Origin of the sequence: Aliinostoc sp. HNIBRCY26 (assembly GCF_050235535.1) — a bacterium.
Classification (GTDB): domain Bacteria; phylum Cyanobacteriota; class Cyanobacteriia; order Cyanobacteriales; family Nostocaceae; genus Trichormus.
Genome location: NZ_CP189852.1, coordinates 5,122,488 through 5,147,515 on the forward strand (window position 1 = coordinate 5,122,488; position 25,028 = coordinate 5,147,515).

A 25,028-nucleotide genomic window follows, 5' to 3' on the forward strand; every position below is an offset into this window, starting at 1 on the left:
GGTACTAATGAAATTTTTATTTAATGATTTACAGGCGATCACTAAAATGAAACTATCTTTATTTAACCGCTACCAAACACAATGCTGGGGTAGTCTTGCTTTTTTGCTCTGTATTTTAGGACAAGGTATACAACCTAGTTGGGCAGAAGGTAGTAAAGAATTAGTAGCAGATGGTGGGAGCAGACCTTACCTAGAATGGTTTAATTCAACGACTGCGGGTATTCCTCGCCGAACGACAATCAGATTCTATGCTCAATCTGGGGAAACAGTATATCTTGGCTCTAGTGTCTCCACCAGTTTTTCTAATCCCCAAGATATTGTTATTCTTGATGACAGTAATAATACTGTACATACTTGTGATGTTAACTCCACCACAGGCGCAGGTTTTATTGACACGGTAGCTAAAGAAACTGCGGGGCCTGCTCCTTTATCTGCTGGTGGTTACACACCTTGTATTTTTAATCCCTCTAGCACTGGTATTTATCAAGTCCAGTTTCGTTCTCCTGATTTTAGTTCTACAGGTAATCCACCTGCCATACTCGCAAATGCACAGTTCGCGACAGATGGTACCCAAAGACAAGGAGTAGCGGCTTGGGATGTAACAGTTGCAAATAATAGTGTGGCGCAAAAAGGGCGAGTATTTACTAATTACATCGCCATGAACATGGGTAGTAACGGCCGATCTTTAAACTCAAAACTCTATATTCAAACTAGAGACGGGTATCTCTATGAAACTGATATGAATGGTGTTGATCCTTTCGGATTCATCTTTTTTGCTAATAATCGGGGATATCTGGATAAAACTAACAATAGTACACTGTATCGTAGTGCTGGCGGTGCTACCGATAACCAACTATTATTCACCGGTAATATTCGTGTTCAAGACCCTACTGTCGCTGATACAACTACTGATATCACTCACCTAGTTTTCTTTAACCGTCCAGTAAACACAACACTAATAGCCTTGGGAATTCCCCTGAGTGCGACACCACCACCAACCCCCCAAAATTTTCTTTTCACTGGTGGGACTGGTGGTAGCGGGAATCAAACTTTCGTTGGTGTGGGCGGTAATTTTAGTTTTACTACCAATTCCGGTGGTAGCTATCAAATTATTATTGACACTAACACAGATGGCGTTTTTGACCCCAGTGCAGACAGAGTGTTACAAAATATCATGTTGTCTGGGTTCAACACAGTATTTTGGGATGGTAAGGATGCTGGCGGTACAAATTTACCACCCAGAGCAAACAATGCTCCTTACATTGCCCAAATGACTACTAGAGCCGGGGAATATCATTTTCCTATGTTGGACGCTGAGAATAATCCGTTGGGTTTTAGAATTACTATGGAAAATCCCCCAGGCTCATTTCCTGCTATTTTAGACTTGAACAACCAAAATATTAGTGCGACAACAGTCTATTATAATGACTCCGATTACACCACAGCTAATGGTACATCTGTCAGTTTAAACCCTACTGGTAGTCAAGTAGCAACAAATCCTCGCAATGCTGTCAGAGGAATAAATAGTGTTAATGGAGAGCATGAATTTAGTAATTCCTATGGTGACTTTAAGGGTATTGATACTTGGACATATTTCCCTAGTGGAGCATTCACTACACCTATAGTAATTACTACTACTAACACAGCAAATGTGAGAGGAAATAAATCTGTACGTTTCTCTCAAGATCAGGATAATAATGGTCAGGTTTCTGTGGGTGACCGAGTACAATACACTATCACTTACTCCAATTTGAGTCCAGGTAATAGTAATGCTACTAATTTTATTATTAATGATAATTTGCCAGCACAATTAACTTATGTTTCTGCCACTATAACTAATCAGACATCAGGCAATAATATTACTCTTAATTCTAATTACAATGGCACTGGAGCTTTAACTAATTCTGGCACTCTGCGCGTCGGTGATACTATAACCATCACTATTACCGCCACAATCAACAGTGCCAATAATGGCAATCCGATTATTAACCAAGCAAACGCTAACTTTACCACACCTGATAATCCCACTGGAACAGTAGGTACGGTGTACACAGACGCAAATTCCGCAGGTGCTACAACTAATCCTCCAACTGTGGGAAATTATTTCGCGCAGACTGCTGATGATGGTTCAAATTTAGGTAATGATCCTACTAGTACCTCTGACGATGATCCTACACTGTTCACAGCTGTGCCTACGGCTAAATTATTATTAGTCAAACGGATTACTGCTATTAACAATCAAATTTTAACTGATCTTGTAGATGGACGTAGTGATGTAGCTACCACTGATAGTAATTATGTAGCTGCTCCGCGTGATACAGATGATAATGACTCTAAGTGGCCGACTAATTATTTACGTGGTTTAATTAACGCCGGCACTGTTAAACCTGGGGATGAATTAGAATACACTATTTATTTTCTTTCTAATGGTCAAAATAATGCCAATAATGTCCGGCTTTGTGATTTAGTACCTAATAATGTGACTTTTCTGCCGACTGCTTTTAATAATCAGACTCCTAATGATGGCGGTTTAGCAAGTGCAGATAAAGGAATTGTATTGAGTATAGGGTCAAATACAGTCTTTTTAAGTAATGTAGCAGATAGCGATCGCGGCACTTTCTATAAAGCTAATGACCCCAATACACCAAGCTTCTGCTCTAGTAGTAATACTAATGGTGCTGTAGTGGTCAATATTACTCGCAATCCAGACTTCCCTAATTTACCCCAAGCCACTGGTGCTGGCACACCGGCTAATTCCTATGGTTTTGTTCGCTTCCGTGCCAAAGTTAAGTGATAGTCAATAGTCAATAGTCAATAGTCAATAGTCAATAGTCAATAGTCAATAGTCAATAGTCAATAGTCAATAGTCAATAGTCAATAGTCATTAGTCATTAGTTATTACTCAGCACTCATTACTTTTTCTTCCCATGCAACCTCTATCCACCGCTAACGGGTGGAATTAGCACCACTTCATCGCCATTTTGTAAGACTGTATTGGGTTCGACAAAGATTAAATTAATGCCGAAGCGGGTGATTTCGCGCCATTGGGCTAATTCTGGGTGTTCGCTAATCAGGCGATCGCACACAGCACTCACAGGTGTACCATAGGGAAACTCTAACACTAACTCTGGGACTCCATAGGTTTCTTGATAGACAGCGAACAACTTGACAGTAATGCTGATGGCAGGATTGCACATATAGTTCTTATCGTCCAGTTTTGACGGTACGAGCTTCGTTAACTATGCAGACTATGGTGACAAAGTTTCTCACGATCAGATGTTGATGTGCAATGGTATTTATGATGATCACTAGCAAAAAAAGCTAACGTTTCTTTTTAATGGTTGTTATACACACTGTTGCACAATTTGTTTAATTCCTGCGGAAAATGTCATCAGAATTCAATTTTTTTCAGCATTGGTACCCTGTATCACCCATTGAAGATATAGATCCTCAAATACCCACCCCTGTGATGATTTTGGGGTTGCGTTTGGTAATCTGGAAGCCTAAATCCTCCGATACCTACCGAGTATTTTTAGATCAATGTCCCCATCGCCTCGCACCGTTGAGTGAGGGACGTGTTGATGACAAAACAGGAAATTTGATGTGTAGTTACCACGGCTGGCAATTTGATGCTGAAGGCGTTTGTACTCACATTCCCCAAGCAGAGAATCCAGAAGTTGTGGTGAAAAACCGAGATAATTTTTGTGTGCAAGCCTTGCCAGTCCGACAAGTGAATGATTTACTTTGGGTTTGGCCTGATATTCATTCCCCAGAATTAGCTGAGAAAACACCTTTACCTTTATCGCCGCAAATAGATGCTAGTCAAGGCTTTGTTTGGAGTTCCTTTGTGCGGGATTTAGCGTATGATTGGCAAACTCTTGTAGAAAATGTTGCTGATCCTAGTCACGTACCTTTTGCTCATCATGGGGTGCAAGGGAATCGCGACAAAGCCGCACCTATTCCTCTGGAAATTTTGCAGTCTACACCTGAATTAATTGAAGCCTTTATGAATAGAGGCATGAAAAGCACAATTACCTTTGAGCCGCCTTGTCGTTTGGAGTATGGGATGAGCTTTGGTAATGAAGGAAAACGGCTAGGATTGATTACTTACTGTATTCCTGTATCTCCAGGTAAATCTCGTATTGTGGCTCAATTTAGCCGCAATTTTGCTAAGGGTTTATATCGGTTGATACCTCGGTGGTGGGATCACCTCTACAACCGAAATCCTATTTTAGATGGAGATATGGTTTTGCTACTGCAACAAGAACAAATTCTCCAACAAAAACAATCAACCCAAAGCTGGAAAACCGCCTATCAAATGCCCACAAGTGCAGACCGTTTAGTGATTGAGTTTCGCAGGTGGTTTGATAAGTATTGTCAGGGAAGATTACCTTGGCAAGAATTGGGCATCAATGTTGTAGACGACTCCACTATCAATTACGATCGCTCTCTAGTATTAGACCGCTACAAACAACATACCCAGCATTGTAGTAGTTGCCGTAATGCCCTGAAAAATCTTAAGCGATCGCAATTCTTTCTCATGGCATATTTTGCCACTGCCGTTGCCGTTACTGCCATTCTTCCCGATAGCCTCAGATTAAATTTAGGTTTACCCCTAGCCACTAGCGGATTATTCAGCCTTACCGTTTATGCCTGGTTAAAATTCAAGCTAATTCCGCAATTTTACTTTGTAGACTATATTCACGCGAAAAGGTAGGGATTGGGGATTGGGGACTGGGGATTGGGGATTGGGGATTGGGGATTGGGGACAAGGTAGACAAGGGGGACAAGGGAGACAAAGTAGCAGGGAAAAACTAATGACTAATGACTAATGACTAATGACTATTGACTAAAATATCTGCTCTAGTTTTTGGAAGTCGCGTTGCACTTCTTCCCACAAGGCTTTATTGTGAGGGTCTGTTTTCAAGGCTTTTTTGAGATAAACTCTGGCTTTGAGGAGTTGGTTTTCATTAATTAGGGCGCGTCCCCAAATTTGATAGGCGATCGCTTGCCATTGACGAACTTCTGCGTCTTTGGGTAAACGTGCGGCCAAGGCTTCGGCTAAGGCGATCGCTTGAGGAAATCGTCTTTCTTTTAAAAATCTTTGTAGTTGTTCGTATGTCTTCCACTTTAACCTTTGTTCGATTTCCGCAATGTTGGGTGGTTGGGTGGTTGGCGGTTTTTCTGTTGTAGCGGTGGCTGTAGTGGTGGTTTCAGTAGTGGTGGTTTTGGTTTCTGTGTGTTGAGGTTGAGATGGAGTTTTATGTGAGGATACTCCGCCCACATTAGGCGATGGACTGCGCCCCACGGTAGGCGATCGCTTTGTTTTTATGGGTGTCTCTTCTGGGGGAACGACAGTCAATAAATATCTATATGCCTCAGTCAAGGCAATAAATTTATCTTTCGCTTTCTTATCACCAGGATTAATATCTGGGTGATATTGCTGCGCCAATCGTCGGTAAGAGGTTTTAATGTCGGAAAAAGAGGCCCCCGACCTTAAACCCAATAAACGGTAGCAATCTCCGAGATCCATTTTGATCTGCATAAGTAGTGAATATCCAGCTATCAGCTACTAGCCGCCAACTGAAAGTTTTAATAATAATGAATAATCTTATAATTTATAGTTCATAATTGACAGATTTTGTTATGTCTTGGGAAATTGGGCATTGGGAATGGGGCATTGGGAATAGGGCATGGGGCATTGGTACAAAAATCTACCTTGTCTACCTTGTCTACCTTGTCTACCTTGTCCCGATTCCCAAGTCCCAATTCTACACGCGCTCGTCAATAACGCGATCAATTAGACCATATTCTTTGGCTTCTTGAGCAGACATGAAAAAGTCTCGATCCATGTCTTTTTCAATTTTGGCTAAAGCTTGACCGGTATTGTCAGCATAAATTTGGTTTAACTGATGACGAATTCTGACAATTTCTGCCGCTTCAATTTGAATATCGGTTGCTTGTCCGCGAGTCCCACCGGATGGTTGATGAATCATGATCCGGGAGTGGGGTAAAGCCAAGCGTTTACCTTTTGAACCAGCCGCTAAGAGGAAAGAACCCATAGAAGCTGCTAACCCGACGCAAATCGTCACTACTTCGGATTTAATGTACTGCATGGTGTCATAGATTGCCAAACCAGCAGTTACAGATCCACCAGGAGAATTGATATACAAATAAATTGGTTTTGTCTGATCATCAGAATCTAAATAGAGTAAGTAAGCGACGATCGCATTAGCAATACCATCATCTACTTCTTCTGTCAAGAAAATAATTCTCTCCCGAAATAGACGATCTTCGAGATCAATCCATTGCTCATAATTGCCGCCGGGGAGGCGATACGGAACTTTGGGAATACCAATAGGCATAGGAAAATTTGATTTGAGACTATAAGATAAAAAATTGTCGAAGTCAGAATTTGACTAACTTAGGGAGTTTAACTAAGTGGTATTGGGTATTGGGTATGGGGCATAGGGCATGGGGAATTGGACATCAATCCAAAATTCTCTGTCCTGATACCCCTATACTCTGACACTCAGTCTTCCCAGAAAGTCTTTTGGGTTAGCCTGACGGATTTAGATCACGCTGGAGTGGGTTTTGCTAGTTGTTTGGTACTTTCCAGCACGCGGTCAATTAATCCGTATTCTTTGGCTTGTTGGGGAGTCATGTAAAAAATTCGCTCACTATCTTTAGCAATTTTTTCCTTTGACTGCCCTGTGTTTTGGGAGAAAATGTCAAAAACTAAGGCTCTTTTTTGCAACACTTCTTCCGCATTCACTTGAATGTCTGTCGCTTGACCACGAGTTGCGCTGCGGAATTGGGTAAGAGCAATACTTGTGTGGGGTAGGCTGACTCGTTTCCCTTTAGCTCCCGATGATAAAATCAAGGCTGCCATGCCGACTGCTTGACCCAGACAGATGGTGACAATTTCTGACTTGATGTATTGCATGGTGTCATAAATTGCCAGACAAGCTTTGATCGACTCCATTCCCGCCATTTCATTGCTCATACCAGCCATGACAGGATCACCCAAGGAATTGATGTAGAAGTAAATTGGTTTACCTTGATCCTCTGAGTCAAGATACAGCATGAAGGAAATGAGGAAATTTGCCAGGTCGGTAGTCAGTGGCTGGTTCAAGAAGAGAATCCGCTCTTGAGCCATACGAGTATAAATATTTACCCATTGCCAGGAGGTACTACCAGGAATGTTATAAGGCACCCGAAGTGCTGCATCAACAGGCATAGAAATAATGAGAGGGGGTGAGGGATGATTGTAAGCAATTTAAGCCATCATGGGTAAGGGCTTGGGTAGGTCTTTCATGCTGTCTAAAACGCGGTCTATCAGTCCATATTCCTTGGCTTGTGGTGGGGTCAGATAGAACATCCGTTCAGTGTCTTTGGCAATTTTTTCAGGGGTTTGACCAGTATTTTTGGAGAAAATATCCAAAATAGCGGCTTTATTGGCTAACACTTCCTTGGCGTAGATTTGAATATCCGTGGCTTGACCGCGTGTACCGCTTCGGGGTTGGTTCAGTACGATGGTGGCATGAGGTAAACTAGCTCGGAAGCCTTTAGTACCGGATGCTAAAATCAGTGCGGCTGTGCCAATTGCTTGACCGATGCAAATTGTATGTACAGGTGTCTTGATATAGTTGATGGTATCGCAAATGGCAAAGGCTTCTGTTTCGTAGCCGATCGCATCCCCTGTGTACCAAGATGTCCCTGTGGAGTTGATGTAGAAAAATATCGGTTTATCTGGGTTATCAAATTTCAAATAGAGTAACTGGGCAATAATCAGCTTGGTGACATCCACACCCATTTGACGCTTATACTCATCTGGGGATACCAGAGGCATTCCCAAATAAACTATGCGTTCTTTGAGGAGTAGGGAGGGTAAATCTGGTGGTGGTGTGCGGTAGAGGTTGTCTCCGTAGTAAGAGGCTTGCACAGCCTTAATGGGGGATCTTTCCATAGCAGGTGATAGCCTGAAATTATGCCGTTAACTGTATTACATCCTAGCGTGACGCTAGCTATCTGCAAGTGCGGTTTTCTCGCTCATCGCCACTATAGCTTGGCATCTGCCAATAATTGGCTTCTAAGATATTCTGAATATATTATCTGAAAAATATTAATAGATTGCTTTGATTAAGTTTTCCGTAGGACTATTGTAGCGATTTGAAGTTATTCAAGAATATGTAATGGGTTAGGGGTATGGGGGTATAGGGGTATAGGGGTATAAGGGATGAAATTTATGATACCCTTACACCCCCATACCCTTACCCCCCTACACCCTTACCCCCCTGTTTTTGTTAAATATCCTTGGAATTTGGGTTATGAAAGTTAATTTACAGCCTGTTCTCAATGATGCGAATCTCGACGCGAACCAAGCTAGTTCTCAGCGTCAGTTGGCAATTTCGGTTTCAGCCGGTGCAGAACCGCAAGACCGTACTGTTCCCCTAAATTTATGCTTAATTCTCGACCATAGTGGCTCGATGAACGGAAGACCACTAGAAACGGTCAAAAAAGCAGCAAATCAGTTAGTAGACAGACTTAAACCGGGCGATCGCCTGAGTGTGGTAGCTTTTGATCATCGAGCTAAGGTCTTAATTCCTAATCAAGCGATTGAAGACCCAGAAAAAATCAAAAAACAAATCAACCGTCTAGCTGCGGATGGTGGGACAGCTATTGATGAAGGTTTGCGGTTAGGGATTGAGGAATTAGCTAAAGGTAAAAAAGAAACAGTTTCCCAGGCGTTTTTGTTGACTGATGGCGAAAATGAACACGGTGATAACAATCGCTGTTTAAAATTTGCTCAGTTGGCGGCTGGTTTTAATTTGACTTTAAATACACTCGGATTTGGCGATAACTGGAATCAAGATATTTTAGAAAGAATCGCTGATGCTGGTTTGGGGAGTTTATCTTATATCCAAAAACCAGAACAAGCTGTAGATGAATTTGGCCGTTTGTTTACTCGGATACAAACTGTAGCTTTAACTAATGCTTATTTATTATTTTCCCTGATGCCCAATGTGCGGTTAGCGGAACTCAAACCCATCGCCCAAGTTGCACCAGACACGATTGAATTACCTTTACAGCCAGAAAGTGATGGCCGCTTTGCTGTCCGCTTGGGTGATTTGATGAAGGATGTAGAAAGGGTGATTTTGGCGAATATTTATCTGGGACAGTTACCAGAAGGTAGACAGCCAATTGTGAATGTACAGGTACGCTACGATAACCCTTCTCAAGATCAAACTGGGTTATTTACACCCAACACCCCCGTTTATGCCAATGTTGTGAGGGTTTATCAACCAGAACCTAATCCCCAGGTGCAGCAATCGATTTTAGCTTTGGCGAAATATCGTCAAACCCAGTTAGCAGAAGCCAAATTACAGCAAGGCGATCGCGTCGGTGCGGCTACTATGTTACAAACTGCGGCGAAAACTGCTTTGCAAATGGGTGATACTGGTGCGGCGACAGTTTTGCAAACCTCAGCCACTCAATTGCAAGCAGGACAAGATTTATCAGAAAGCGATCGCAAGAAAACCAGAATTGTCTCAAAAACTGTCTTGCAAGATACCCCTAAATGAAAGTCAAATTGCTCTCAGCCTTAAGTGATCACAATCTTGATGCGGCTCAACTTACTAGTCAGCGTCAATTGGCAATTTCCATTTCTGCAATTGCTGATCATTTTGAGCATAATTTACCTTTGAATTTATGCTTAATTTTGGATCAAAGTGGTTCGATGCACGGTCAGCCGTTGAAAACCGTGATTCAGGCTGTAGAGCGAGTATTAGATAGACTAGAACCTCGCGATCGCATTTCTGTTGTCGCTTTTGCGGGTTCTGCTGTGGTCATTATCCCTAACCAACCAGTCCTTGACCCCAAAACCATCAAATCTCAAATTAGCCAAAAATTAGCCGCTAGTGGTGGGACTTCCATTGCTGAGGGGTTACAACTGGGAATTACAGAGTTGATGAAGGGGACAAAAGGTGCTGTTTCCCAAGCTTTTCTCCTCACCGATGGTCACGGGGAAAGCAGTCTGAAAATTTGGAAGTGGGAATTTGGTCATGATGACGGTAAGCGGTGTTTAGAACTAGCGAAAAAAGCCGCCAAAATTAATCTCACTATCAATACATTAGGATTTGGCAACCACTGGAATCAAGATTTACTGGAAAAAATCGCTGATGCTGGTGGCGGGACTCTAACTCATATTGAGCGACCAGAACAAGCCACCCATCAATTCAATCGTCTATTTACACGGGTACAGTCGGTAGGCTTAACCAATGCTTACTTGCAACTATCCTTACAACCCCATGTCAGGTTAGCAGAACTTAAACCTGTTGCCCAAGTTTCCCCAGATATCATTGAGTTACCTGTGGAAAAACTCAGCGATGGTACTTTGGCTGTGCGCCTGGGGGACTTAATGAAAGATGTGGAACGGGTGGTGTTAGCAAATTTGTACTTAGGAAAGTTACCACTAGGACAACAGGTAATTGGCAATGTGCAGATTCGCTATGATGACCCAGCTATGCAGCAAGAGGGTTTACTGTCACCGATTTGGCCAGTGTATGCCAATGTTTTAGCAGTATATCAACCAGACTTTAATTCTCAAGTCCATCAGTGGATTTTAGCTGTGGCGAAATATCGCCAAACTCAGTTAGCTGAGACTAAATTACAACAAGGCGATCGCTCTGGTGCTGCTACTATGTTACAAACTGCGGCGAAAACGGCTTTACAAATTGGCGACAAAAACGCTGCTACAGTTTTACAGACTTCTGCTACCCGTCTGCAATCAGGTCAAGAACTCTCAGATGCAGACCTGAAGAAAACTCGCATTGCGGCTAAGACTATTCTGCAAAGTTCTTAATCAGTGGTGGAAGACTAAATTCTCTATGAATTTGTATTAAATACAATAGGCTGCTTGTATAAATATTTTTTGTTTCGCGCAAAGGCACAAATAAGGATGATATGAAAACTAGTGGTATTCATCACATAGCAATTATTTGTTCTGATTATGAACGCTCGAAAATTTTTTATGTAGATGTTCTAGGTTTTGAGATTATTCATGAGACATTTCGTGCTGAGAGGAATTCTTATAAATTAGATTTACGTGTTAACGAAAATACTCAAATTGAGTTATTTTCCTTTCCTAATCCTCCGCAACGAGTCAGTAAACCCGAAGCTTGTGGTTTAAGACATTTAGCTTTCGCGGTGGAGAATATAGAAGAGGCTGTTGCTTACTTAAAATCTCATGGTTTAGCGGTAGAAAATATTAGAGTTGATGAAATTACAGGTAGAAAATTCACTTTTTTCCAAGACCCAGACAAGTTACCTTTAGAAATTTATGAATCTTAATCATTAAATGTTTGTAGTGAGAACTTTATTTCTCTCTTCTCTACGATAGGCTACGCCCTAAGCGTAGCTATGCCGTAGGCTTTGCGAGACGCTGTGCGAACAGAAAAGGACTAAAGTCCTTACTACGAACTGAATCTTAGTATTTTTACATTATTGGAAATATTTTGTTTTTGTCTAGTTGTTCTAATTACTCTGATTTAGATGTAATGATTTCTGTAGGACGTAAAACTTTTTCACCCATTATAAAGCCTTGACGGACGATTTTAGTGATTGTTTGTTCTTCTACATCGTTTCTAATTTCTCTATCTACTACCCGACATAAATTAAAGTCGGGTTGGTTTGTTTGTAATTCTATGGGTACGACTTGACGTTTACTTAATACGCTGAGAAATTTACGATGAACTGCGCCTACAGACCTGGGTAGGCGATGAAAAATTTCTGGACTGGGTTCGGGATTATTTTCTAAGTAGTTTAGTAAAGATTCGAGTGCGTCGGTAACTTCTAAAAGTTCTAGAAATAAATCTTCGCTATTAGCTGTAGCTTTGGTTTGTTGTTCTCTTAATGATTGCTGGAGGACGATATTTTGCTTTTGTAAGTTGCTAAATTCTTGAATCAGCAAGTCGCGTTGTTCTTGAGTGAGAAGATAACGGTTTTTGCTGAGGGAGATGACATCTGGGGAAGATGAGGAGATTTCTGGGTTTTCCCCCAGCAGTTTGGTTTTTAGCCAGTTGGTAAGCTGAAAATAAATTGATGGTTGATTAGACACGAGACATCCCTGATAACATTGGTAAGGTTTTATTTGCCCAAGTTTGGACTTGGGGGTGAGAATGATTAACTAACATCTGGCAAAGGGCGATCGCTCTTGGTAACTGCCCGCCCATCTGATAAGCTCTAATTAGCCACATTTGGGCTTGAATGTAAGTTTGGCTATTATGCTCCTGACACTGATGGCAGTAGTCTTCTAAATATTTGATGGCTTTAGGATAACGTCCTTCTTGACAAGCTGTCACACCTTCGTTGAATAATTCCAAGAAGGGTAGGTTTAGGGGTTCTCGTTCGCGATTTTCTTCTTGGTTAGCTTGGGCGATCGCTTGTTCTAATCCGTCAAATTCTGGCAAAATTGCTAAGGTGGGGGCTGACTCTGCCAAGGCTGATAAGTCACTATATTTAAAACGTCTAATGGGTGGCAATATAGGACGTAAATAATCAGCCATAATTCTTTCTTCTGGCTTCATTAAGCTTTTTTGCGCTTTTGCAATCACATCTACAGGATATTGCTTGCGCTTCATCGCTACTGCTACGGCTTTGGTAATTTCCGCTTTTGATGCTGCTGGTGATACACCCAAAATGTCATAAGGATTTTTTTCCATTTCTCACCTTGATTGAAATAAATTTAAATAATATTGAGTCGGCGATAAATTTCTTGATATTCAGGATCATCGGGAGACAGTTCATAACACCACCGACATAATTGATACACTACACTACTAGACAAAGTGTCATTTTTTACTCCATTCATCGCAGTAATCATAAAATAGTCAGCAACGTACAAACGAACAGCATCAGATTCTGAATATTTAGCACGGTAGACAGCATCATCAGAGCGATCGCATTGGATGAGATAATTAATTTCTCCGATTTCTTGGCTAATTACATAAATATCCTGCACTTGGGGATGATCAGGACACAGTTCATAAGCCCATCTTCCTAACTCAGCAATACTCCCAAATCCCAAATTCCGACTTTTAAAGCCATCAATTAATATATCAATATAGTATTCTGCTAATCTACTTTTAACCTTGGGTTGACCATTTTGTTGAGCATAATTAACTGCACCTGCAAAATCATTTTTTTCTAAAAGTTCTTGAATTTTATCTAGGGCTATGAAATCCTCTATTGCCTGAATTAAATCTAGGACAATGGGGTTATCTGCGTCGATAAGTTTGATTCTTTCTAGTTTTTGTAGGGCTTTCTGATTAGATATTTGTTTATTTCTCAGTTCTTCTCTGACTTGTTCGGCTTTATATTCAGCTAAATAAGCTCTAGAATTGGGGCTGTCTAAGGTATCATACCAAGACTGGGCAAACTCTAAATGGTCTTGCAACTCTACAATATTTTTACGTTGTACAATACAAAGTCTATCTATTTCTTGTTGCCATTCTAAATTTTCAGCAATCTCTGATTTCGCCACCTTTAAATTACTCATAGCTTCACGCCATTGTTGTTGTTGTAAGTAATAACAGCCTTCATAGTAAGCGACGAATTTCTGAGCAAATTTTTCTAAATCATCCCTTAATTTAGTTGTTGGTTTTAATTTTACTGCTCTGGGAATATCTCCAGCTATACAAGCGGCTACTGCTAAACCCCAATTTGTGTATAAGCTATGCAATATTTTTTGGTGAGGTTCTATTGTTTGTACAGGTGTTGGTTGAGATAGGGAAGTATAATTTTGATAACAACCAGGGGTGACAAATACATCATTGATTTTTACTCCCTTGATTGCTGGTTGTCCCATGAATTCTAAAGCAATGGATTCTAGCCGCCAGTAGTCACGAAATTTTAGGTAATTATTAATATCTTTGTCTTTATAGGTGTCTATTATTGTTTCCGACAGGTGTTTTAATTGATTAAACAGTAAGACAAAATCAACGGATTTATTGCCTAGCCACGGAATATCCTGGAGAATTATATCTTGATTTAAATTTGCTAAAGCTGTAGACAAAGAAATAATTAAATCTATTAATTTATTGGCATCTTTTTGAGCATAGTAATAGTTAGAGACTGCCCAATTATGCAATGTAGTGATATTAGGATTTTCTAACCAATCTTTTGCTGTTTGCTCAGTAATAATTTGCCAATCTGCACTTTGCCAAGTGGCTGCTGCTAATCGAGGTTGGATATGTTGGGTGAGGTTGGTTTCTACTAAGGGATATGCACCAAATTTTTGCAAGAATTCTGTACTACTGTTTTTTGCTTGTTCCAGATTTTCGGCTGTAACTAATGCTTCGATATTTTGTAGGGAAGTCAGGCGTTGTCTGTGGCTGAGAATTTTGAGGATTTCTTGTTGTTGGGTAATATTAGGGCTGGATATTTTTTGCCATTCTCTATAGGCTAGTTGTAAATTTTCTTGTTGAGCGTAAGCAAATCCTCGGAGATAAGTAGCCTGTTCACCAGGTAAATCGTCTAATTCAGAGAGTGCGCTTGACCAGTTTTGAGTTTTAATTTTTACTAGTGCTAGTCGAATCCGGCAGTTAGTGGTATCAGGTAAAAATGGTTGAGCATTTTTATAGCAAGAGATAGCTGAGGTAAAATCACCCATTTTCTCTGCGGCTAAACCTTGACGAAACAGTTCTCTACCTTGGAGGATTGATTGTAGTTTTTGCAGTAACTCTTGTCCGTCGGTGCGGGGAAATTTAGCTAAGGCTGATTCTAAAAGCGCGATCGCACTCCGTAATTTTCCTGCCTTTTCCCCCTGTTCCACTGTTTGCAAGCTATTTTCATAAGCTTGTTCTTGGATAACTTGGGCGGTAGCGTTAGCAAGGGCTTGGGTGATATCTGCTGTCGCATATAGTTGTTGAGCTTGAGTATAAATGGCAACTGCATTTTTAAAATAGCGGTCTTCCGCCTGGGCTTGCGCTTTTCTGCATAAATCTTGAAACTGTCGGCGTTTTTCTAATTCCTGCTGACATTGCTGAATCGCTTGCAAGACACCTGCATCGTGAATAATTTTGCTACAGCGTTGATAAAAGTTGATGGCGTTGGCGAAGGCTTGTGTTTCCCAAGGATCACCGGTATCTTGCTGGAGTAAATTTTTGGCTTGTGCTGCTAATTTATCGGCTGTTGCTACTTGTTGGCGATATTCTTGTAATTGCTGATTCAGGTTGCTTAACAAGTTACCCAAGAGTAAGCGACAAATCCAACGTTCCCAAAAACTAGGGTTTCTCGACCAATGGCTGAGGGTGCTTTCAGCGATGGTGATGGCTTCCCGCAGATGCTTTTTTTGGGTTAATTGCCCGATTTTTTGGTTAGCTGCTTTAGTTTGGCCTGCTTGTCGCCAAGCGTCAATAATTCCTATCCCGAAAATATTTCTGGTGAATTGATTTAAGCCTTGCAAAAAGCCCATTACATCCCCTCCTGACAGTGAGGAATTTTCAACACCTCTCCCACATCTATATAGTTTTCTCGCCCTTGCAGTTGGGGATTGGCTTTCAGCATGATTTGCCAAGTTGCTTGCTGTCCGCAGAATTTTTGGGCGATCGCACTTAAATTATCTCCCCGTTGTACTTTGTATGTTTTGGGTTCTGGCGGTTTGGGGGGAATCACCGCAACTGGTGCAACTTTGGTTGTCTGTGTGGGAGTCGGATCAGCCACAACTGCTGTATTTAGTTGTGGTAGTGAAAGTCTCCAAAAGATCGCTACCGCAAAACCTAGCCCAATGAGGATTAATATCAACAGAACAATGTTGAAGGGTCTGATTGATGGGGTGGGGACTGGAGGTAATTCTTGCAACATCCGAATTACCCGCAAATCTGTATCACAATTCGGACAAGTATCCCCTGTAATATTTTGGTAGCTACACACAGGACAGTTAAGGTTTAAGGTCATCGCGTTATCCCTGTGGCGATAGTATTACTGGGTAATTCTTGATTTAACCAAAGTTTGACATCAGGTAGCAATTCTTGCCATAAACGTTCTGCTTCTTGGGTATTCCCTCTTTCTAACTCGTCTAGTAACCGAAATAGTTTGTCAGACATTGCACTGGCTTGGGTGGGTGCGACTTGCTTGGCTTGGCGAATAGCCATCAAAGCAATTTGAATCAGTTGCACTTCATCAGGAAGGGTTTTGAGTTCCCGTCTCGCATCTTCGCTGTAAGATTCCATGCGGGATAGGTCATAGGCGTTAATGGCGGTTTGTAAATCTTGGGTGAGTTTTTGTAATCTTTCTTGTTGTGGTTGGGGAATGAGAAAAGGACAGACTTTGAGGATGCGATCGCATTCATTCATCTGGTATTCTGCTTCTAGAGATTCCCTAGACATAGAAACTTGTAGTTTTTGCAGACTAGCTTTAGCACGGGTACTTAAATCTATACGTTCTGTGCCTGTGCGATAATCAATAATTTGGTTAGCTGACTGCACTACGGGGACTGCTAATTTTAATGCTTCTTCTACACCAAGTTGGGTGAGGTCTTGGTTGTTGAGGTCAGCAATTGTTGCTTCTAACTCTCGATAAATCTTTTCATCTGGCTTCCCACGGGAAAAGGTACAACTAACTTTAATGGAAGGGTCATTTTTGAGGGTAGCCGTCATCATCAAATCACTATTTTTCTCATCCAACTCTAAATTGACGAGAATTTCCGTACCCTTGGGATAAGCCGCATCTAAACCCAACCACATATCCCCAATACTTTCTTTTTTATCCACCCCGTCTAATTCTTGTTTTACTTGGTCGGGGTTAACGAATTTAAAGTGAATTAACCGTTGTCCATCCGCCACGGTTTTGAAGGTGTGGGATGTTTTCACTGGTAGAATGTCGTTGCGGTTAATCACTTTATAATCGTCGTCTATCAACTTAATATAGTAGTCACGGGATACTGTTGTTACTTTATCCGTTTGTCCAGACGCAACGATCGCTGCACCCTCTGCAACTGCATACATAGGGCGAGGATGCACAACTACTTTCTGACTGCCAAAAGCCTCTTTAACTTTGCGTTGCACTAGGGGAATTTGGGAAGAACCACCCACTAATAGCACTATATCCACCATTTCCAGGTGATATTCTGCATCTTGTAAGGCGAGGCGACAAATTTCTACTGAACGGTCTACCAGAGGACTAATCATCCCCTCAAATTGCTCCCGTGTGATGTCTACTTCAATCGGGATAGCAATTCCTAATTCATCTAAAAGTTGCGTTGCGGGGCTAATGGTGACTTTCGCCGCACTGCTTAACTCCACTTTGGCGCGTTCGACGGCGATTTTCAAATCAGCGTTAAATCTCAGCCGTTGATAGTAGGGCATTTTGGCAATTAAGCCATCGATATCAGCAATTTTTTCTTCCTCAGCCACTCTGGTTTTGACAAAGTTAACCAATCGAGTATCAATGTCATCCCCACCTAACCATAAATCTCCAGCTTTCCCCTGTTCAATAAAAGAAGTTCCGGCGGCTGTAATCAAAGAAGCGTCAAATGTCCCGCCACCAAAGTCATACACTAAAATCGTTTTCACATCTTCGCTATCTGGTGCAAAGCCGTAGGATATAGCCGCAGCTGTCGGTTCTGGGAGTAGTTCTAAGGGGGTGAGTCCTGCTTTTAAGGCGGCGGTGCGGGTTGCGTAGCGTTGTTGGTCATTGAAGTAAGCCGGAACAGTAATTACAGCTTGGTCAATTACTTCTTCTTTACCAATTCCTTGGCGATAGGCTTGGGCGTTGCGCGCGACTTTTTTGAGAATTTCGGCGGAAATATCTTCTGGGCTGTATTCTTTTCCTCCCAACCAAACCGCAATGCTATTATCAGTCCCCTGACTGGGTTCAGTAATTTTATAACCAACTTTTGATTGCTGTTCCTTGACGGCTGAATCATTAAAACCCCTACCCATCAACCGCTTAATCGAAATAATCACGTTTTCTGGGTCAGCCCGCAACTGATTGTATGCTGCGTCTCCCACTAATAATTGATCTTGGTCAGAAGCTACGAGCGATCGCGTCAGTTTTCTATCTGGCGGTGTATTATCATTAGCTGTCACCACTTCTACTTCCGCTAACTTAAAAGCACCTACAGAATTTGTCGTCCCTAAATCAATACCTATTGCTTTACCCATAGTTGACTCAAGACTTTTTGTATAAATTATTAATTTTTTCTAAGCATTTACACGAACAACACGCACAAGAGTTAGGACTTTTCTAACTGCTTAGATATCACTAAATCCCCATTATACAAAATATATTGTAGAAAACCACAGCAAATCTGCTGTCAAGTCGTCCTAAGCACGAGCAGGGCAAAAGATACAACTTATACTAGTTCAAAGCTAAAAATACTTTACAGAATCTCGCTACAAAAATCTATAATTTTGCTTTTAACTTTTAACTTGATTTCACCCCCACACCCTTACACCCCTATACCCTCACACCCCCACACCCTTACACCCCTACACCCAAAACAAAAAACCCCAGCTTGACGACTGGGGTGATTAGGAGAAGTCCGAATGACGATGAGAAACTTTAACCGAGTTTAAAAATTTTAGCTCACACCTAAAGCAACTAAGACTAAAGTGGCAACGAGCAATGTAGCGTATGCGGCTTGCAGAGAGTAGCGACGTTGCTGTTCTTGGTTGGGATAGGTAGCGTAATACATTTCAGGTTCGTTTGCGTAGTTGTTAAGAATGCCTTCTTCGTTAATGGTGGTATACATATGTTTTTTATTTGTTTGTTAACTTATGTAAATAAATTTAACAACTTTGTTACAAATTGTCAACCTGACTTGACAAAAAAAGGCTGATAGATTTAACAAAAGTCTCTTATGGGATTGGGGACTGGGGATTGGGGACTGGGGACTGGGGATAAGGTAGACAAGGTAGAATTTATTTCTGACTTCATTACTCATTACTCAGCACCGGCTAAACGCCGCGCTACCGCTAACATTACTCAGCACTCTTGTTAAGATGACATCAAGCGACTGACTGGAGAACATGGGAAAATATTGGAAAGTCCTTAGACTGTTTTGGAGTGCTGCGATCGCAGCTGAATTAGAATATAGAATTAACTTCTTAATTGCTACCCTCAGCAGCTTGGGTAATTTAGCGGGAAGTCTCTTTGGATTGTTTTTGTTTTACCGCACTGGCTATACTTTTGCTGGCTGGTCGTGGGAAGCGGCTTTGATAGTTTTGGGAATTTTTACTTTACTGCAAGGCTTTTCGGCTATTTTCCTCGCACCTAATCTTAACCGCATCGTCCGCCATGTCCAAGAAGGGACTCTAGACTTTGTTCTCCTCAAACCTATTCGGTCTCAGTTTTGGCTTTCCACCTATACTATTTCCCCCTGGGGAGTTCCAGACTTAATTTTTGGCAGCATAATTATTGCTTATGCAGGTCAACGCCTGGGGTTGAAAGTGGAAAACTATTTTCTTAGTCTCTTACCCCTATTTTGTGGCTTGCTGATTCTTTATAGTCTCTGGTTTATGTTGGGGGCGACTAGCATTTGGTTTGTAAAAATTTATAACGTTACCGAAGTATTACGCGGTTTAGTGGAAGCAGGCAGATATCCGATGATAGCCTACCCTGCAACTTATCGATTTTTCTTCACCTTTATAGTACCAGTAGCATTTTTAACTACTATTCCCGCAGAAATCCTGTTAGGACGGGTGCAAATTAATTGGTTGATAGGTACAGCCTTATTGTCGGTAGCTTTATTTTGGATATCTACTTACTTCTGGCGGTTTGCATTGCGGTTCTATACCAGTGCATCTAGTTAGGATAATGAGTGCTGAGTAATGAGTGGTGTTAGCGGAAGCGGGGCGTTTAGCCCGTGCTGAGTAGTGAGTGCTGAGTGCTGTTAGCGGTAGCGCGGCGTTTAGCCGGTGCTGAGTAATGAGTAATGAAGTCAGAAATAAATTCTACCTTGTCTACCTTGTCTACCTTGTTCCCAATCCCCAATCCCCAATCCCTAGTCCCCAATCCCCAATCCCCAATCCCTAAACCACCATCCGCCTAACTTGTTCTGAAGTCAGTGGTTTACGCTGGAGGCTTTGAAAATGATCAATTTTTTGCAATTGAGAATTGGCAGTATTAAAGTTACTTAAATTTAGCAAGACTATATCTTCATAAACAGCATCTTGCGGAATTTTTATATCTAAAATCAGTTCCTGAAGATTATTTTGCTTGATGGCAAGATTGAGATACTTCAAAAATGATTCTCGTTTTTTGGAACGAACATTAAGTAAGTACCAATTACTATTAATAGGTGCTGGTGATGATGATTCTACAGGTGATGATGGTGGCATATTGGCAGCGTTACAGATATAAAGTATTTGGTACTATCAAATTTTTTCAGAGATTTTTTAGTTTAGCAAGTAAATAATTTTTGTTCAACAATTTTAATTGACAATTTTGGAGTCTTGTTATATTTATACCCCCAAGATATATATCATAATTTTTGGGTAATTATAGCCCAGTTATGGAGGCATTTTTTTCATGTGATACTTAGATCAAATTAAAATAAATCATAAAAAAGTGATTTATCACTCAGATTTCTATGGGCTAGGAACACAAAATCATTAGCAGGGAAGACTATTGTGTTTCCTGATGATTCCAGTTTTGACTTGCTGTAGGAGTGCCAGAAATTAAACTATCCAATTTTGATAGTGTAGATTGTTCTTTGGTAGTTCCTCAAATGGCTGGTATCTCAATTTTGTGGTCTTAGTTTAAATTTTGATGGTTGTAGATGAACATAGGAATAATTGAGCCTTACAATAACGGATTTATAGAAGTTTTACCAGAGGGTGAAGGTAGCGACTATTGGTATATTGCAGCTATCCATATTGATGGACAAGCCTACTGTCCTACTCCTCAGCTTTATCGTTCAGAAAAAGTGGCATTGAGAAAAGCGGCTAAAATTTACGATTGGATAGTTGAAAATGAAGCAGAAATCAGTCAGGAAACTTGCTATTGTTCTCCATTAAAATTGGTTCTCTGGCGACAAGCAAAAGCATCTTAATTAGATATGAATCTGATTTAATTTTTCTTGGTATTGAAGCATTTAAGTAGAACAAGGTAAATAATTCAAGGTTTGTAGTGTACTTCTTCCCTTTGGAACGCTCCACGAACGGGGAAGCAAGCTGCGCGAACGAAAAAGGACTAAAGTCCTCACTACGAACTGAATTATAGTATTTTTACATTGCTTAATATAGATTGTTTTTTTCTAGTCGTTCTACTTAATAAAATCTAAAATTTAAAATACTAAATCCACACTTGTCAGACAGGGATTGAGATAAACTAGGAATATATCTTTCAATATATTCCTATATGGATAGATTTCAATACTTAAATTCAGCAATTAGATACTAGAACAACGATTTATTAGAATGTTTCAATACATGAGATAACCATGATCATATGAGACGATGGAAAATACATTAATTGATAAAACCTTCCGTGATAGTGATGGCAATATCGTCATTGCTCAAATGCCTAATCTACCGCTTATTGTTTGGGTAGTAACTAGTTTACTTGCTCTAGTTTTCACCAACGGCAAAATCAATACAGTGTTAGAAGTAGTGGCGAATGGATCATTATTTACTTGGGCGTGGATGGAATTATTTCAAGGCGTTAATTATTTTCGGAGAACACTAGGTTTTGTTGTATTAATTGCTCTTATTGCATCAAAAGTTATGTAGTGAACATTTGACTAAAGACTTAATAACTAACACCAAGTTTGTAGAACTTTCCCGGTTAATTCTTTTCCTAACCAGGGGGTATTGTTAGAAAGACTGTGCAGATTTTTGCTTTCTACTTGCCAAGTTTTTTGAGGGTCGAATAAAGTGATTTCGGCTAGATGATGGGGAGTGATGGGATTAACTTTTGTGTGTAGACATTCGGCTGGTTTTGCACTCAAAGCTTGCCACAATTCTAAGGCTGTAAATTCCCCAGTTGTCACTAAATTTTGCCACAGCAAAGGTAATGCTAATTCTAAACCAATTGCTCCAGGTGGTGCTTCGGCGAAGGCTTGGACTTTTTCTTCGTAGGTGTAGGGTGCGTGATCAATGGCGATCGCATCTATAATACCCCCGCGTACTGCTTGGCGCAAAGCCTGTAAATCACTGGGATTACCCAACGGTGGATCTAAATGCAGACTGGTGTGATAACTTTTCACTGCTTTGGTATCTAACAGCAGGTGCATCCAGGTAGTGCTGGCGGTGATGGGTAAACCTTGCGCTTTAGCCGCAGCAATTAATTCTACACTGCGATCTGTGGAGACGCGCATAATATGTATAGGTGTGCCGATATTGGCTACTATCTCAATTAAAGCCGCGATCGCACTGGTTTCAGCACTCACTGGAATAGGTGGTAAACCAAAGCGTAACGCATCTGCACCTTCTCGCATCACCCCATTAGATGTAAGCTGGCGATCGCAAGGCCAAAAAGCTACGGGTTTTCCCAATGGTTGCACATATTCTAACAACCGCCGGACTAATCCTAAATTATTTAAAGGCAAACCATCAGTAAACCCTACAACCCCCGCCGCCGCTAAATCTGCTAACTCTGTAATTTGCCCTCCCGCCACATCTAGAGTAATTGCACCCCAAATATTGAGCCGGGGAAGACAAAAAGATGAGGAAGACAAGGAAGAAATTCCCCCTTCTCTCCCTATTCCCTTCTGCAACTGCGCCACCAATGCAGGGTGATCAATGACTGGTGAAGTATCGGGTAAAATGCTAACTCTAGTAAAACCACCAGCCGCAGCAGCTTGTAACAAAGATGACAGCGTTTCCCGTTCCTCAAACCCTGGTTCACCAGAGTGACTATACAAATCTACTAACCCAGTTCCCAAAACCAATCCCCGACAATCTCGAATTTGAGTATCAGGAATGATGTCAGTAATCTGTGTGGCGACTGCTTGGATTTCACCATTCGTAATCAACACATCAGATACTTGGTCAGTTTGGGAAACAGGGTCAATCACCCTTACTTGTTGCAGAAGTTCAATGGTCATTTGAGCTATGTTTACGTGGGTTGGCTGTTACTTATATATTGTCATCACCTATAATGCCCCAGCTGCGGTTTTGTCCAGTACACCACCACTTAAATGAGAAGTAATGTTCATTGCTTGTAATACTGGTAAACCATTCAGTCCAGCAGGGTAGTCAATAACACTAACAGCACCGTTACCTTGGCGGAAATTCCAGAAATTATCCGCCGGTAAACCGAGAATATGACACAGTAAGGTTTTATTAGTAGCGTCGTGAGCTACGATTAATCCAGTTTGGCGTTGATTGGCTAATGCAGATTCTACAATTGCTTGCCAAGTGGCTGTACTCCGTTCCCAGACTTGCTGTAAATTTTCGCCTTCTGGCATCTGCACGGTAGCCGGTGCTGTGCGCCAAAGATGCAATTCACCAGGGAATTCTTGATCTATTTCTACTTCTAATTTTCCTTCCCAGAGTCCGTGACTGATTTCTCTTAAACCTGCTTGCAATTCTAAATTCACATCGGGGTGATGTTGCAAAATAATTTCGGCTGTTTCTTTGGGACGCGCCATAGTGCTGCTAACAGCAAAATCAATGGCGACATTTTGCAGAAATTCTCCGGCTTTTTGGGCTTGCTGTCTACCGTTATCATTCAAAGGAACATCGATTTGTCCTTGAAATCTCGTTTCCCGATTCCATTGGGTTTCCCCGTGACGTACCAGCAATAATCTCACACCCTGATGATGAGGCCGCAAAGAAGGCAAAGTCTCACCCATGTGTTGCGTCTGGTTCATTGATTCTAGTTGTACTGGTTCGCCCAAACCCCCAGCAAAGTTTAAGACACTAATGCAGCAGTTGGATTGTTGCAGGGAATGGTAGCGACTAGGGTGAATACCCAACGCCGTACTAATCAGAGCGCGATTAATGCCGTTATGCCCCACAATCAGAATAGTTTCACCTTGATGGTGGGGTAAGACTTCTTGCCAAAACTGCCTTGCTTGTTCATACAAAGCCAGCACCGGAAAATGTTCTTGAGTTTCCCCAGCTTTGTTAACTAACATTTTCAGTTCGTCGGGGCGTTCATGCCAAATGCGATAATCTTCGGCAAACTGCTGTTCCACTTCAGTAGTCAGCATAGCCTCCCACAGAGGTAAATCAATTTCCAGCAGTTGATCAGAAGTTTGCACAATGGCAGATTTACCCACATCAGAGGTTAATTCACTGTGAATAATCTCTGTTGTTTGTTTAGCACGCTGGAGCGGACTGCAATAAATCGCATTAAAGGAAATATTACTGAGGGCTTTGCCTACTTTACTGGCATCACTGCGACCTTTTTCGGTTAACGTTGATACGTCAGTGCGTCCTTGAATCCGTCTTTCGATATTGTATGTGCTTTGACCGTGGCGCACGATGATGACACGAGTCATCTTTTTGCCCTCCTCTATCTAAAGGATTAATTTTACTGCATAGTGTAGGCAGCGTTATTGATTTTGGATTTTGGATTTTGGATTAGTCATTAGTCATTAGTCATTAGTCATTAGTCATTAGTCAGCACTCATTACTCATTACTCATTACTCAGCACTCACCACTCAGCACTCACCACTCAGCACTTATTACTCAGCACTCACCACTCCCCTTTTCCACAGGAGTTACTTTCTATCCATTCTGCGTAGGGAGCATAGATGTGTTCTAGTTTAAAGGCGTGAATGGGGGGGAGTTCGTAAGAATGGAGTTGTTTGATGGCTTCTTCAATTGCTTGGTAGTTTTCATCAGTGGTTTTAAAGAGTACGCGAAACTCTTTTTCATTTTGAACAGCGTTATCCCAAACGTAAAAACTTTCAATCTCGGATATTTGAGCGCAGGCGGCTAATTTTTGTTCTACGAGAGTGCGCGCCATGCGTTGCGCCTCAATGAGATTACTAACAGTGGTAACAACAGCGATGTAATTCATTTGTGATGGAAAATACCAACTTGAGTTTCAGAAGCAGAGTGATTAAACAAAT

At 41.3% G+C, this 25,028-nt stretch carries 23 protein-coding genes; 8 read left to right on the plus strand and 15 right to left on the minus strand.

What is annotated here, in order from left to right; translation table 11 throughout:
- Positions 1 to 7 precede the first annotated feature (7 nt).
- Positions 8 to 2,794: a hypothetical protein gene (locus ACQFX9_RS21700; RefSeq protein ID WP_427158402.1), complete on the plus strand. Its 2,787-nt coding sequence runs from the start codon at positions 8 to 10 to the stop codon at positions 2,792 to 2,794.
- 142 nt (positions 2,795 to 2,936) lie between these two features.
- On the opposite strand, the gene ACQFX9_RS21705 is transcribed toward ACQFX9_RS21700, so the two are convergent.
- Entirely contained in the window at positions 2,937 to 3,197 is a 261-nt protein-coding gene (locus ACQFX9_RS21705) for a MoaD/ThiS family protein (protein ID WP_427158404.1), read from the minus strand.
- Positions 3,198 to 3,385: 188 nt separating this feature from the next.
- On the opposite strand from ACQFX9_RS21705, the gene ACQFX9_RS21710 reads away from it, so the two are divergent.
- Complete coding sequence (locus ACQFX9_RS21710) at positions 3,386 to 4,717, plus strand: Rieske 2Fe-2S domain-containing protein (RefSeq protein WP_427158405.1); 1,332 nt, start codon at positions 3,386 to 3,388, stop codon at positions 4,715 to 4,717.
- A gap of 132 nt (positions 4,718 to 4,849) precedes the next feature.
- Here ACQFX9_RS21710 and ACQFX9_RS21715 read toward each other — a convergent pair whose 3' ends face one another.
- The 4 genes from ACQFX9_RS21715 to ACQFX9_RS21730 form a co-directional block, all read right to left on the minus strand.
- Entirely contained in the window at positions 4,850 to 5,533 is a 684-nt protein-coding gene (locus ACQFX9_RS21715; RefSeq protein ID WP_427158407.1) for a J domain-containing protein, read from the minus strand.
- A gap of 238 nt (positions 5,534 to 5,771) precedes the next feature.
- On the minus strand, positions 5,772 to 6,365 hold the full coding sequence (locus ACQFX9_RS21720) for an ATP-dependent Clp protease proteolytic subunit (RefSeq protein ID WP_103136278.1): 594 nt from the start codon (positions 6,363 to 6,365) through the stop codon (positions 5,772 to 5,774).
- Between the two features lie 212 nt (positions 6,366 to 6,577).
- A complete protein-coding gene (locus ACQFX9_RS21725; RefSeq protein WP_427158409.1) occupies positions 6,578 to 7,240 on the minus strand; it encodes an ATP-dependent Clp protease proteolytic subunit in 663 nt (220 codons plus the stop codon).
- A gap of 39 nt (positions 7,241 to 7,279) precedes the next feature.
- A complete protein-coding gene (locus ACQFX9_RS21730; protein WP_236142152.1) occupies positions 7,280 to 7,969 on the minus strand; it encodes an ATP-dependent Clp protease proteolytic subunit in 690 nt (229 codons plus the stop codon).
- A gap of 361 nt (positions 7,970 to 8,330) precedes the next feature.
- On the opposite strand from ACQFX9_RS21730, the gene ACQFX9_RS21735 reads away from it, so the two are divergent.
- The 3 genes from ACQFX9_RS21735 (at position 8,331) to gloA2 (ending at position 11,352) form a co-directional block, all read left to right on the plus strand.
- On the plus strand, positions 8,331 to 9,584 hold the full coding sequence (locus ACQFX9_RS21735) for a VWA domain-containing protein (protein ID WP_427158411.1): 1,254 nt from the start codon (positions 8,331 to 8,333) through the stop codon (positions 9,582 to 9,584).
- The gene (locus ACQFX9_RS21740) at positions 9,581 to 10,864 is read left to right on the plus strand and encodes a vWA domain-containing protein (RefSeq protein WP_427158413.1); all 1,284 of its coding nucleotides are present in this window, start codon (positions 9,581 to 9,583) and stop codon (positions 10,862 to 10,864) included. Before ACQFX9_RS21735 ends, ACQFX9_RS21740 begins: the two co-directional genes overlap by 4 nt.
- 101 nt (positions 10,865 to 10,965) lie before the next feature.
- The gene (gene gloA2 / locus ACQFX9_RS21745; RefSeq protein WP_427158415.1) at positions 10,966 to 11,352 is read left to right on the plus strand and encodes an SMU1112c/YaeR family gloxylase I-like metalloprotein; all 387 of its coding nucleotides are present in this window, start codon (positions 10,966 to 10,968) and stop codon (positions 11,350 to 11,352) included.
- Positions 11,353 to 11,539: 187 nt separating this feature from the next.
- Here gloA2 and ACQFX9_RS21750 read toward each other — a convergent pair whose 3' ends face one another.
- The 6 genes from ACQFX9_RS21750 to psb34 all read right to left on the minus strand — a co-directional run bounded on the left by ACQFX9_RS21750 (position 11,540) and on the right by psb34 (position 18,754).
- Entirely contained in the window at positions 11,540 to 12,118 is a 579-nt protein-coding gene (locus tag ACQFX9_RS21750) for a nucleotide exchange factor GrpE (RefSeq protein ID WP_427158417.1), read from the minus strand.
- On the minus strand, positions 12,111 to 12,722 hold the full coding sequence (locus ACQFX9_RS21755; RefSeq protein ID WP_427158419.1) for a molecular chaperone DnaJ: 612 nt from the start codon (positions 12,720 to 12,722) through the stop codon (positions 12,111 to 12,113). The genes ACQFX9_RS21750 and ACQFX9_RS21755 overlap by 8 nt, the downstream gene beginning before the upstream one ends.
- A gap of 23 nt (positions 12,723 to 12,745) precedes the next feature.
- Positions 12,746 to 15,475: a tetratricopeptide repeat protein gene (locus tag ACQFX9_RS21760; RefSeq protein ID WP_427158421.1), complete on the minus strand. Its 2,730-nt coding sequence runs from the start codon at positions 15,473 to 15,475 to the stop codon at positions 12,746 to 12,748.
- A complete protein-coding gene (locus tag ACQFX9_RS21765) occupies positions 15,475 to 15,957 on the minus strand; it encodes a LysM peptidoglycan-binding domain-containing protein (protein ID WP_427158423.1) in 483 nt (160 codons plus the stop codon). The genes ACQFX9_RS21760 and ACQFX9_RS21765 overlap by 1 nt, the downstream gene beginning before the upstream one ends.
- Entirely contained in the window at positions 15,954 to 18,164 is a 2,211-nt protein-coding gene (locus tag ACQFX9_RS21770) for an Hsp70 family protein (protein ID WP_427158425.1), read from the minus strand. Before ACQFX9_RS21770 ends, ACQFX9_RS21765 begins: the two co-directional genes overlap by 4 nt.
- Before the next feature lie 419 nt (positions 18,165 to 18,583).
- A complete protein-coding gene (gene psb34, locus ACQFX9_RS21775; protein ID WP_427158426.1) occupies positions 18,584 to 18,754 on the minus strand; it encodes a photosystem II assembly protein Psb34 in 171 nt (56 codons plus the stop codon).
- A 277-nt stretch (positions 18,755 to 19,031) separates the two neighbouring features.
- On the opposite strand from psb34, the gene ACQFX9_RS21780 reads away from it, so the two are divergent.
- The gene (locus tag ACQFX9_RS21780) at positions 19,032 to 19,814 is read left to right on the plus strand and encodes an ABC transporter permease (protein ID WP_427158428.1); all 783 of its coding nucleotides are present in this window, start codon (positions 19,032 to 19,034) and stop codon (positions 19,812 to 19,814) included.
- Between the two features lie 219 nt (positions 19,815 to 20,033).
- On the opposite strand, the gene ACQFX9_RS21785 is transcribed toward ACQFX9_RS21780, so the two are convergent.
- Positions 20,034 to 20,342: a chromosome segregation ATPase gene (locus ACQFX9_RS21785; RefSeq protein ID WP_427158430.1), complete on the minus strand. Its 309-nt coding sequence runs from the start codon at positions 20,340 to 20,342 to the stop codon at positions 20,034 to 20,036.
- Positions 20,343 to 20,782: 440 nt separating this feature from the next.
- Between ACQFX9_RS21785 and ACQFX9_RS21790 the strand changes: the two genes are divergently transcribed.
- Positions 20,783 to 21,055 carry a hypothetical protein gene (locus ACQFX9_RS21790; protein ID WP_427158432.1) on the plus strand — a complete coding sequence of 91 codons (273 nt, stop codon included), beginning with the start codon at positions 20,783 to 20,785 and terminating at the stop codon, positions 21,053 to 21,055.
- 406 nt (positions 21,056 to 21,461) lie between these two features.
- On the plus strand, positions 21,462 to 21,734 hold the full coding sequence (locus tag ACQFX9_RS21795; RefSeq protein WP_427158433.1) for a hypothetical protein: 273 nt from the start codon (positions 21,462 to 21,464) through the stop codon (positions 21,732 to 21,734).
- Between the two features lie 26 nt (positions 21,735 to 21,760).
- On the opposite strand, the gene ACQFX9_RS21800 is transcribed toward ACQFX9_RS21795, so the two are convergent.
- From ACQFX9_RS21800 to cutA, 3 genes are all read right to left on the minus strand, one after another.
- Positions 21,761 to 23,050 (minus strand): dihydroorotase, encoded by a 1,290-nt coding sequence (locus ACQFX9_RS21800; protein ID WP_427158434.1) that lies wholly within the window; start codon positions 23,048 to 23,050, stop codon positions 21,761 to 21,763.
- 48 nt (positions 23,051 to 23,098) lie between these two features.
- Positions 23,099 to 24,451, minus strand: a complete 1,353-nt coding sequence (locus tag ACQFX9_RS21805; RefSeq protein ID WP_427158435.1) for a histidine phosphatase family protein — start codon at positions 24,449 to 24,451, stop codon at positions 23,099 to 23,101.
- A 198-nt stretch (positions 24,452 to 24,649) separates the two neighbouring features.
- The gene (gene cutA / locus ACQFX9_RS21810) at positions 24,650 to 24,976 is read right to left on the minus strand and encodes a divalent-cation tolerance protein CutA (RefSeq protein ID WP_427158437.1); all 327 of its coding nucleotides are present in this window, start codon (positions 24,974 to 24,976) and stop codon (positions 24,650 to 24,652) included.
- Positions 24,977 to 25,028 lie beyond the last annotated feature (52 nt).

Bases quoted from the DNA above. Each gene is read 5' to 3' on its own strand.
- ACQFX9_RS21700 (WP_427158402.1), top strand. From the start codon at position 8: ATGAAATTTTTATTTAATGATTTACAGGCGATCACTAAAATGAAACTA.
- ACQFX9_RS21705 (WP_427158404.1), bottom strand. From the start codon at position 3,197: ATGTGCAATCCTGCCATCAGCATTACTGTCAAGTTGTTCGCTGTCTAT.
- ACQFX9_RS21710 (WP_427158405.1), top strand. From the start codon at position 3,386: ATGTCATCAGAATTCAATTTTTTTCAGCATTGGTACCCTGTATCACCC.
- ACQFX9_RS21715 (WP_427158407.1), bottom strand. From the start codon at position 5,533: ATGGATCTCGGAGATTGCTACCGTTTATTGGGTTTAAGGTCGGGGGCC.
- ACQFX9_RS21720 (WP_103136278.1), bottom strand. From the start codon at position 6,365: ATGCCTATTGGTATTCCCAAAGTTCCGTATCGCCTCCCCGGCGGCAAT.
- ACQFX9_RS21725 (WP_427158409.1), bottom strand. From the start codon at position 7,240: ATGCCTGTTGATGCAGCACTTCGGGTGCCTTATAACATTCCTGGTAGT.
- ACQFX9_RS21730 (WP_236142152.1), bottom strand. From the start codon at position 7,969: ATGGAAAGATCCCCCATTAAGGCTGTGCAAGCCTCTTACTACGGAGAC.
- ACQFX9_RS21735 (WP_427158411.1), top strand. From the start codon at position 8,331: ATGAAAGTTAATTTACAGCCTGTTCTCAATGATGCGAATCTCGACGCG.
- ACQFX9_RS21740 (WP_427158413.1), top strand. From the start codon at position 9,581: ATGAAAGTCAAATTGCTCTCAGCCTTAAGTGATCACAATCTTGATGCG.
- gloA2 (WP_427158415.1), top strand. From the start codon at position 10,966: ATGAAAACTAGTGGTATTCATCACATAGCAATTATTTGTTCTGATTAT.
- ACQFX9_RS21755 (WP_427158419.1), bottom strand. From the start codon at position 12,722: ATGGAAAAAAATCCTTATGACATTTTGGGTGTATCACCAGCAGCATCA.
- ACQFX9_RS21760 (WP_427158421.1), bottom strand. From the start codon at position 15,475: ATGGGCTTTTTGCAAGGCTTAAATCAATTCACCAGAAATATTTTCGGG.
- ACQFX9_RS21765 (WP_427158423.1), bottom strand. From the start codon at position 15,957: ATGACCTTAAACCTTAACTGTCCTGTGTGTAGCTACCAAAATATTACA.
- ACQFX9_RS21770 (WP_427158425.1), bottom strand. From the start codon at position 18,164: ATGGGTAAAGCAATAGGTATTGATTTAGGGACGACAAATTCTGTAGGT.
- psb34 (WP_427158426.1), bottom strand. From the start codon at position 18,754: ATGTATACCACCATTAACGAAGAAGGCATTCTTAACAACTACGCAAAC.
- ACQFX9_RS21780 (WP_427158428.1), top strand. From the start codon at position 19,032: ATGGGAAAATATTGGAAAGTCCTTAGACTGTTTTGGAGTGCTGCGATC.
- ACQFX9_RS21785 (WP_427158430.1), bottom strand. From the start codon at position 20,342: ATGCCACCATCATCACCTGTAGAATCATCATCACCAGCACCTATTAAT.
- ACQFX9_RS21790 (WP_427158432.1), top strand. From the start codon at position 20,783: ATGAACATAGGAATAATTGAGCCTTACAATAACGGATTTATAGAAGTT.
- ACQFX9_RS21795 (WP_427158433.1), top strand. From the start codon at position 21,462: ATGGAAAATACATTAATTGATAAAACCTTCCGTGATAGTGATGGCAAT.
- ACQFX9_RS21800 (WP_427158434.1), bottom strand. From the start codon at position 23,050: ATGACCATTGAACTTCTGCAACAAGTAAGGGTGATTGACCCTGTTTCC.
- ACQFX9_RS21805 (WP_427158435.1), bottom strand. From the start codon at position 24,451: ATGACTCGTGTCATCATCGTGCGCCACGGTCAAAGCACATACAATATC.
- cutA (WP_427158437.1), bottom strand. From the start codon at position 24,976: ATGAATTACATCGCTGTTGTTACCACTGTTAGTAATCTCATTGAGGCG.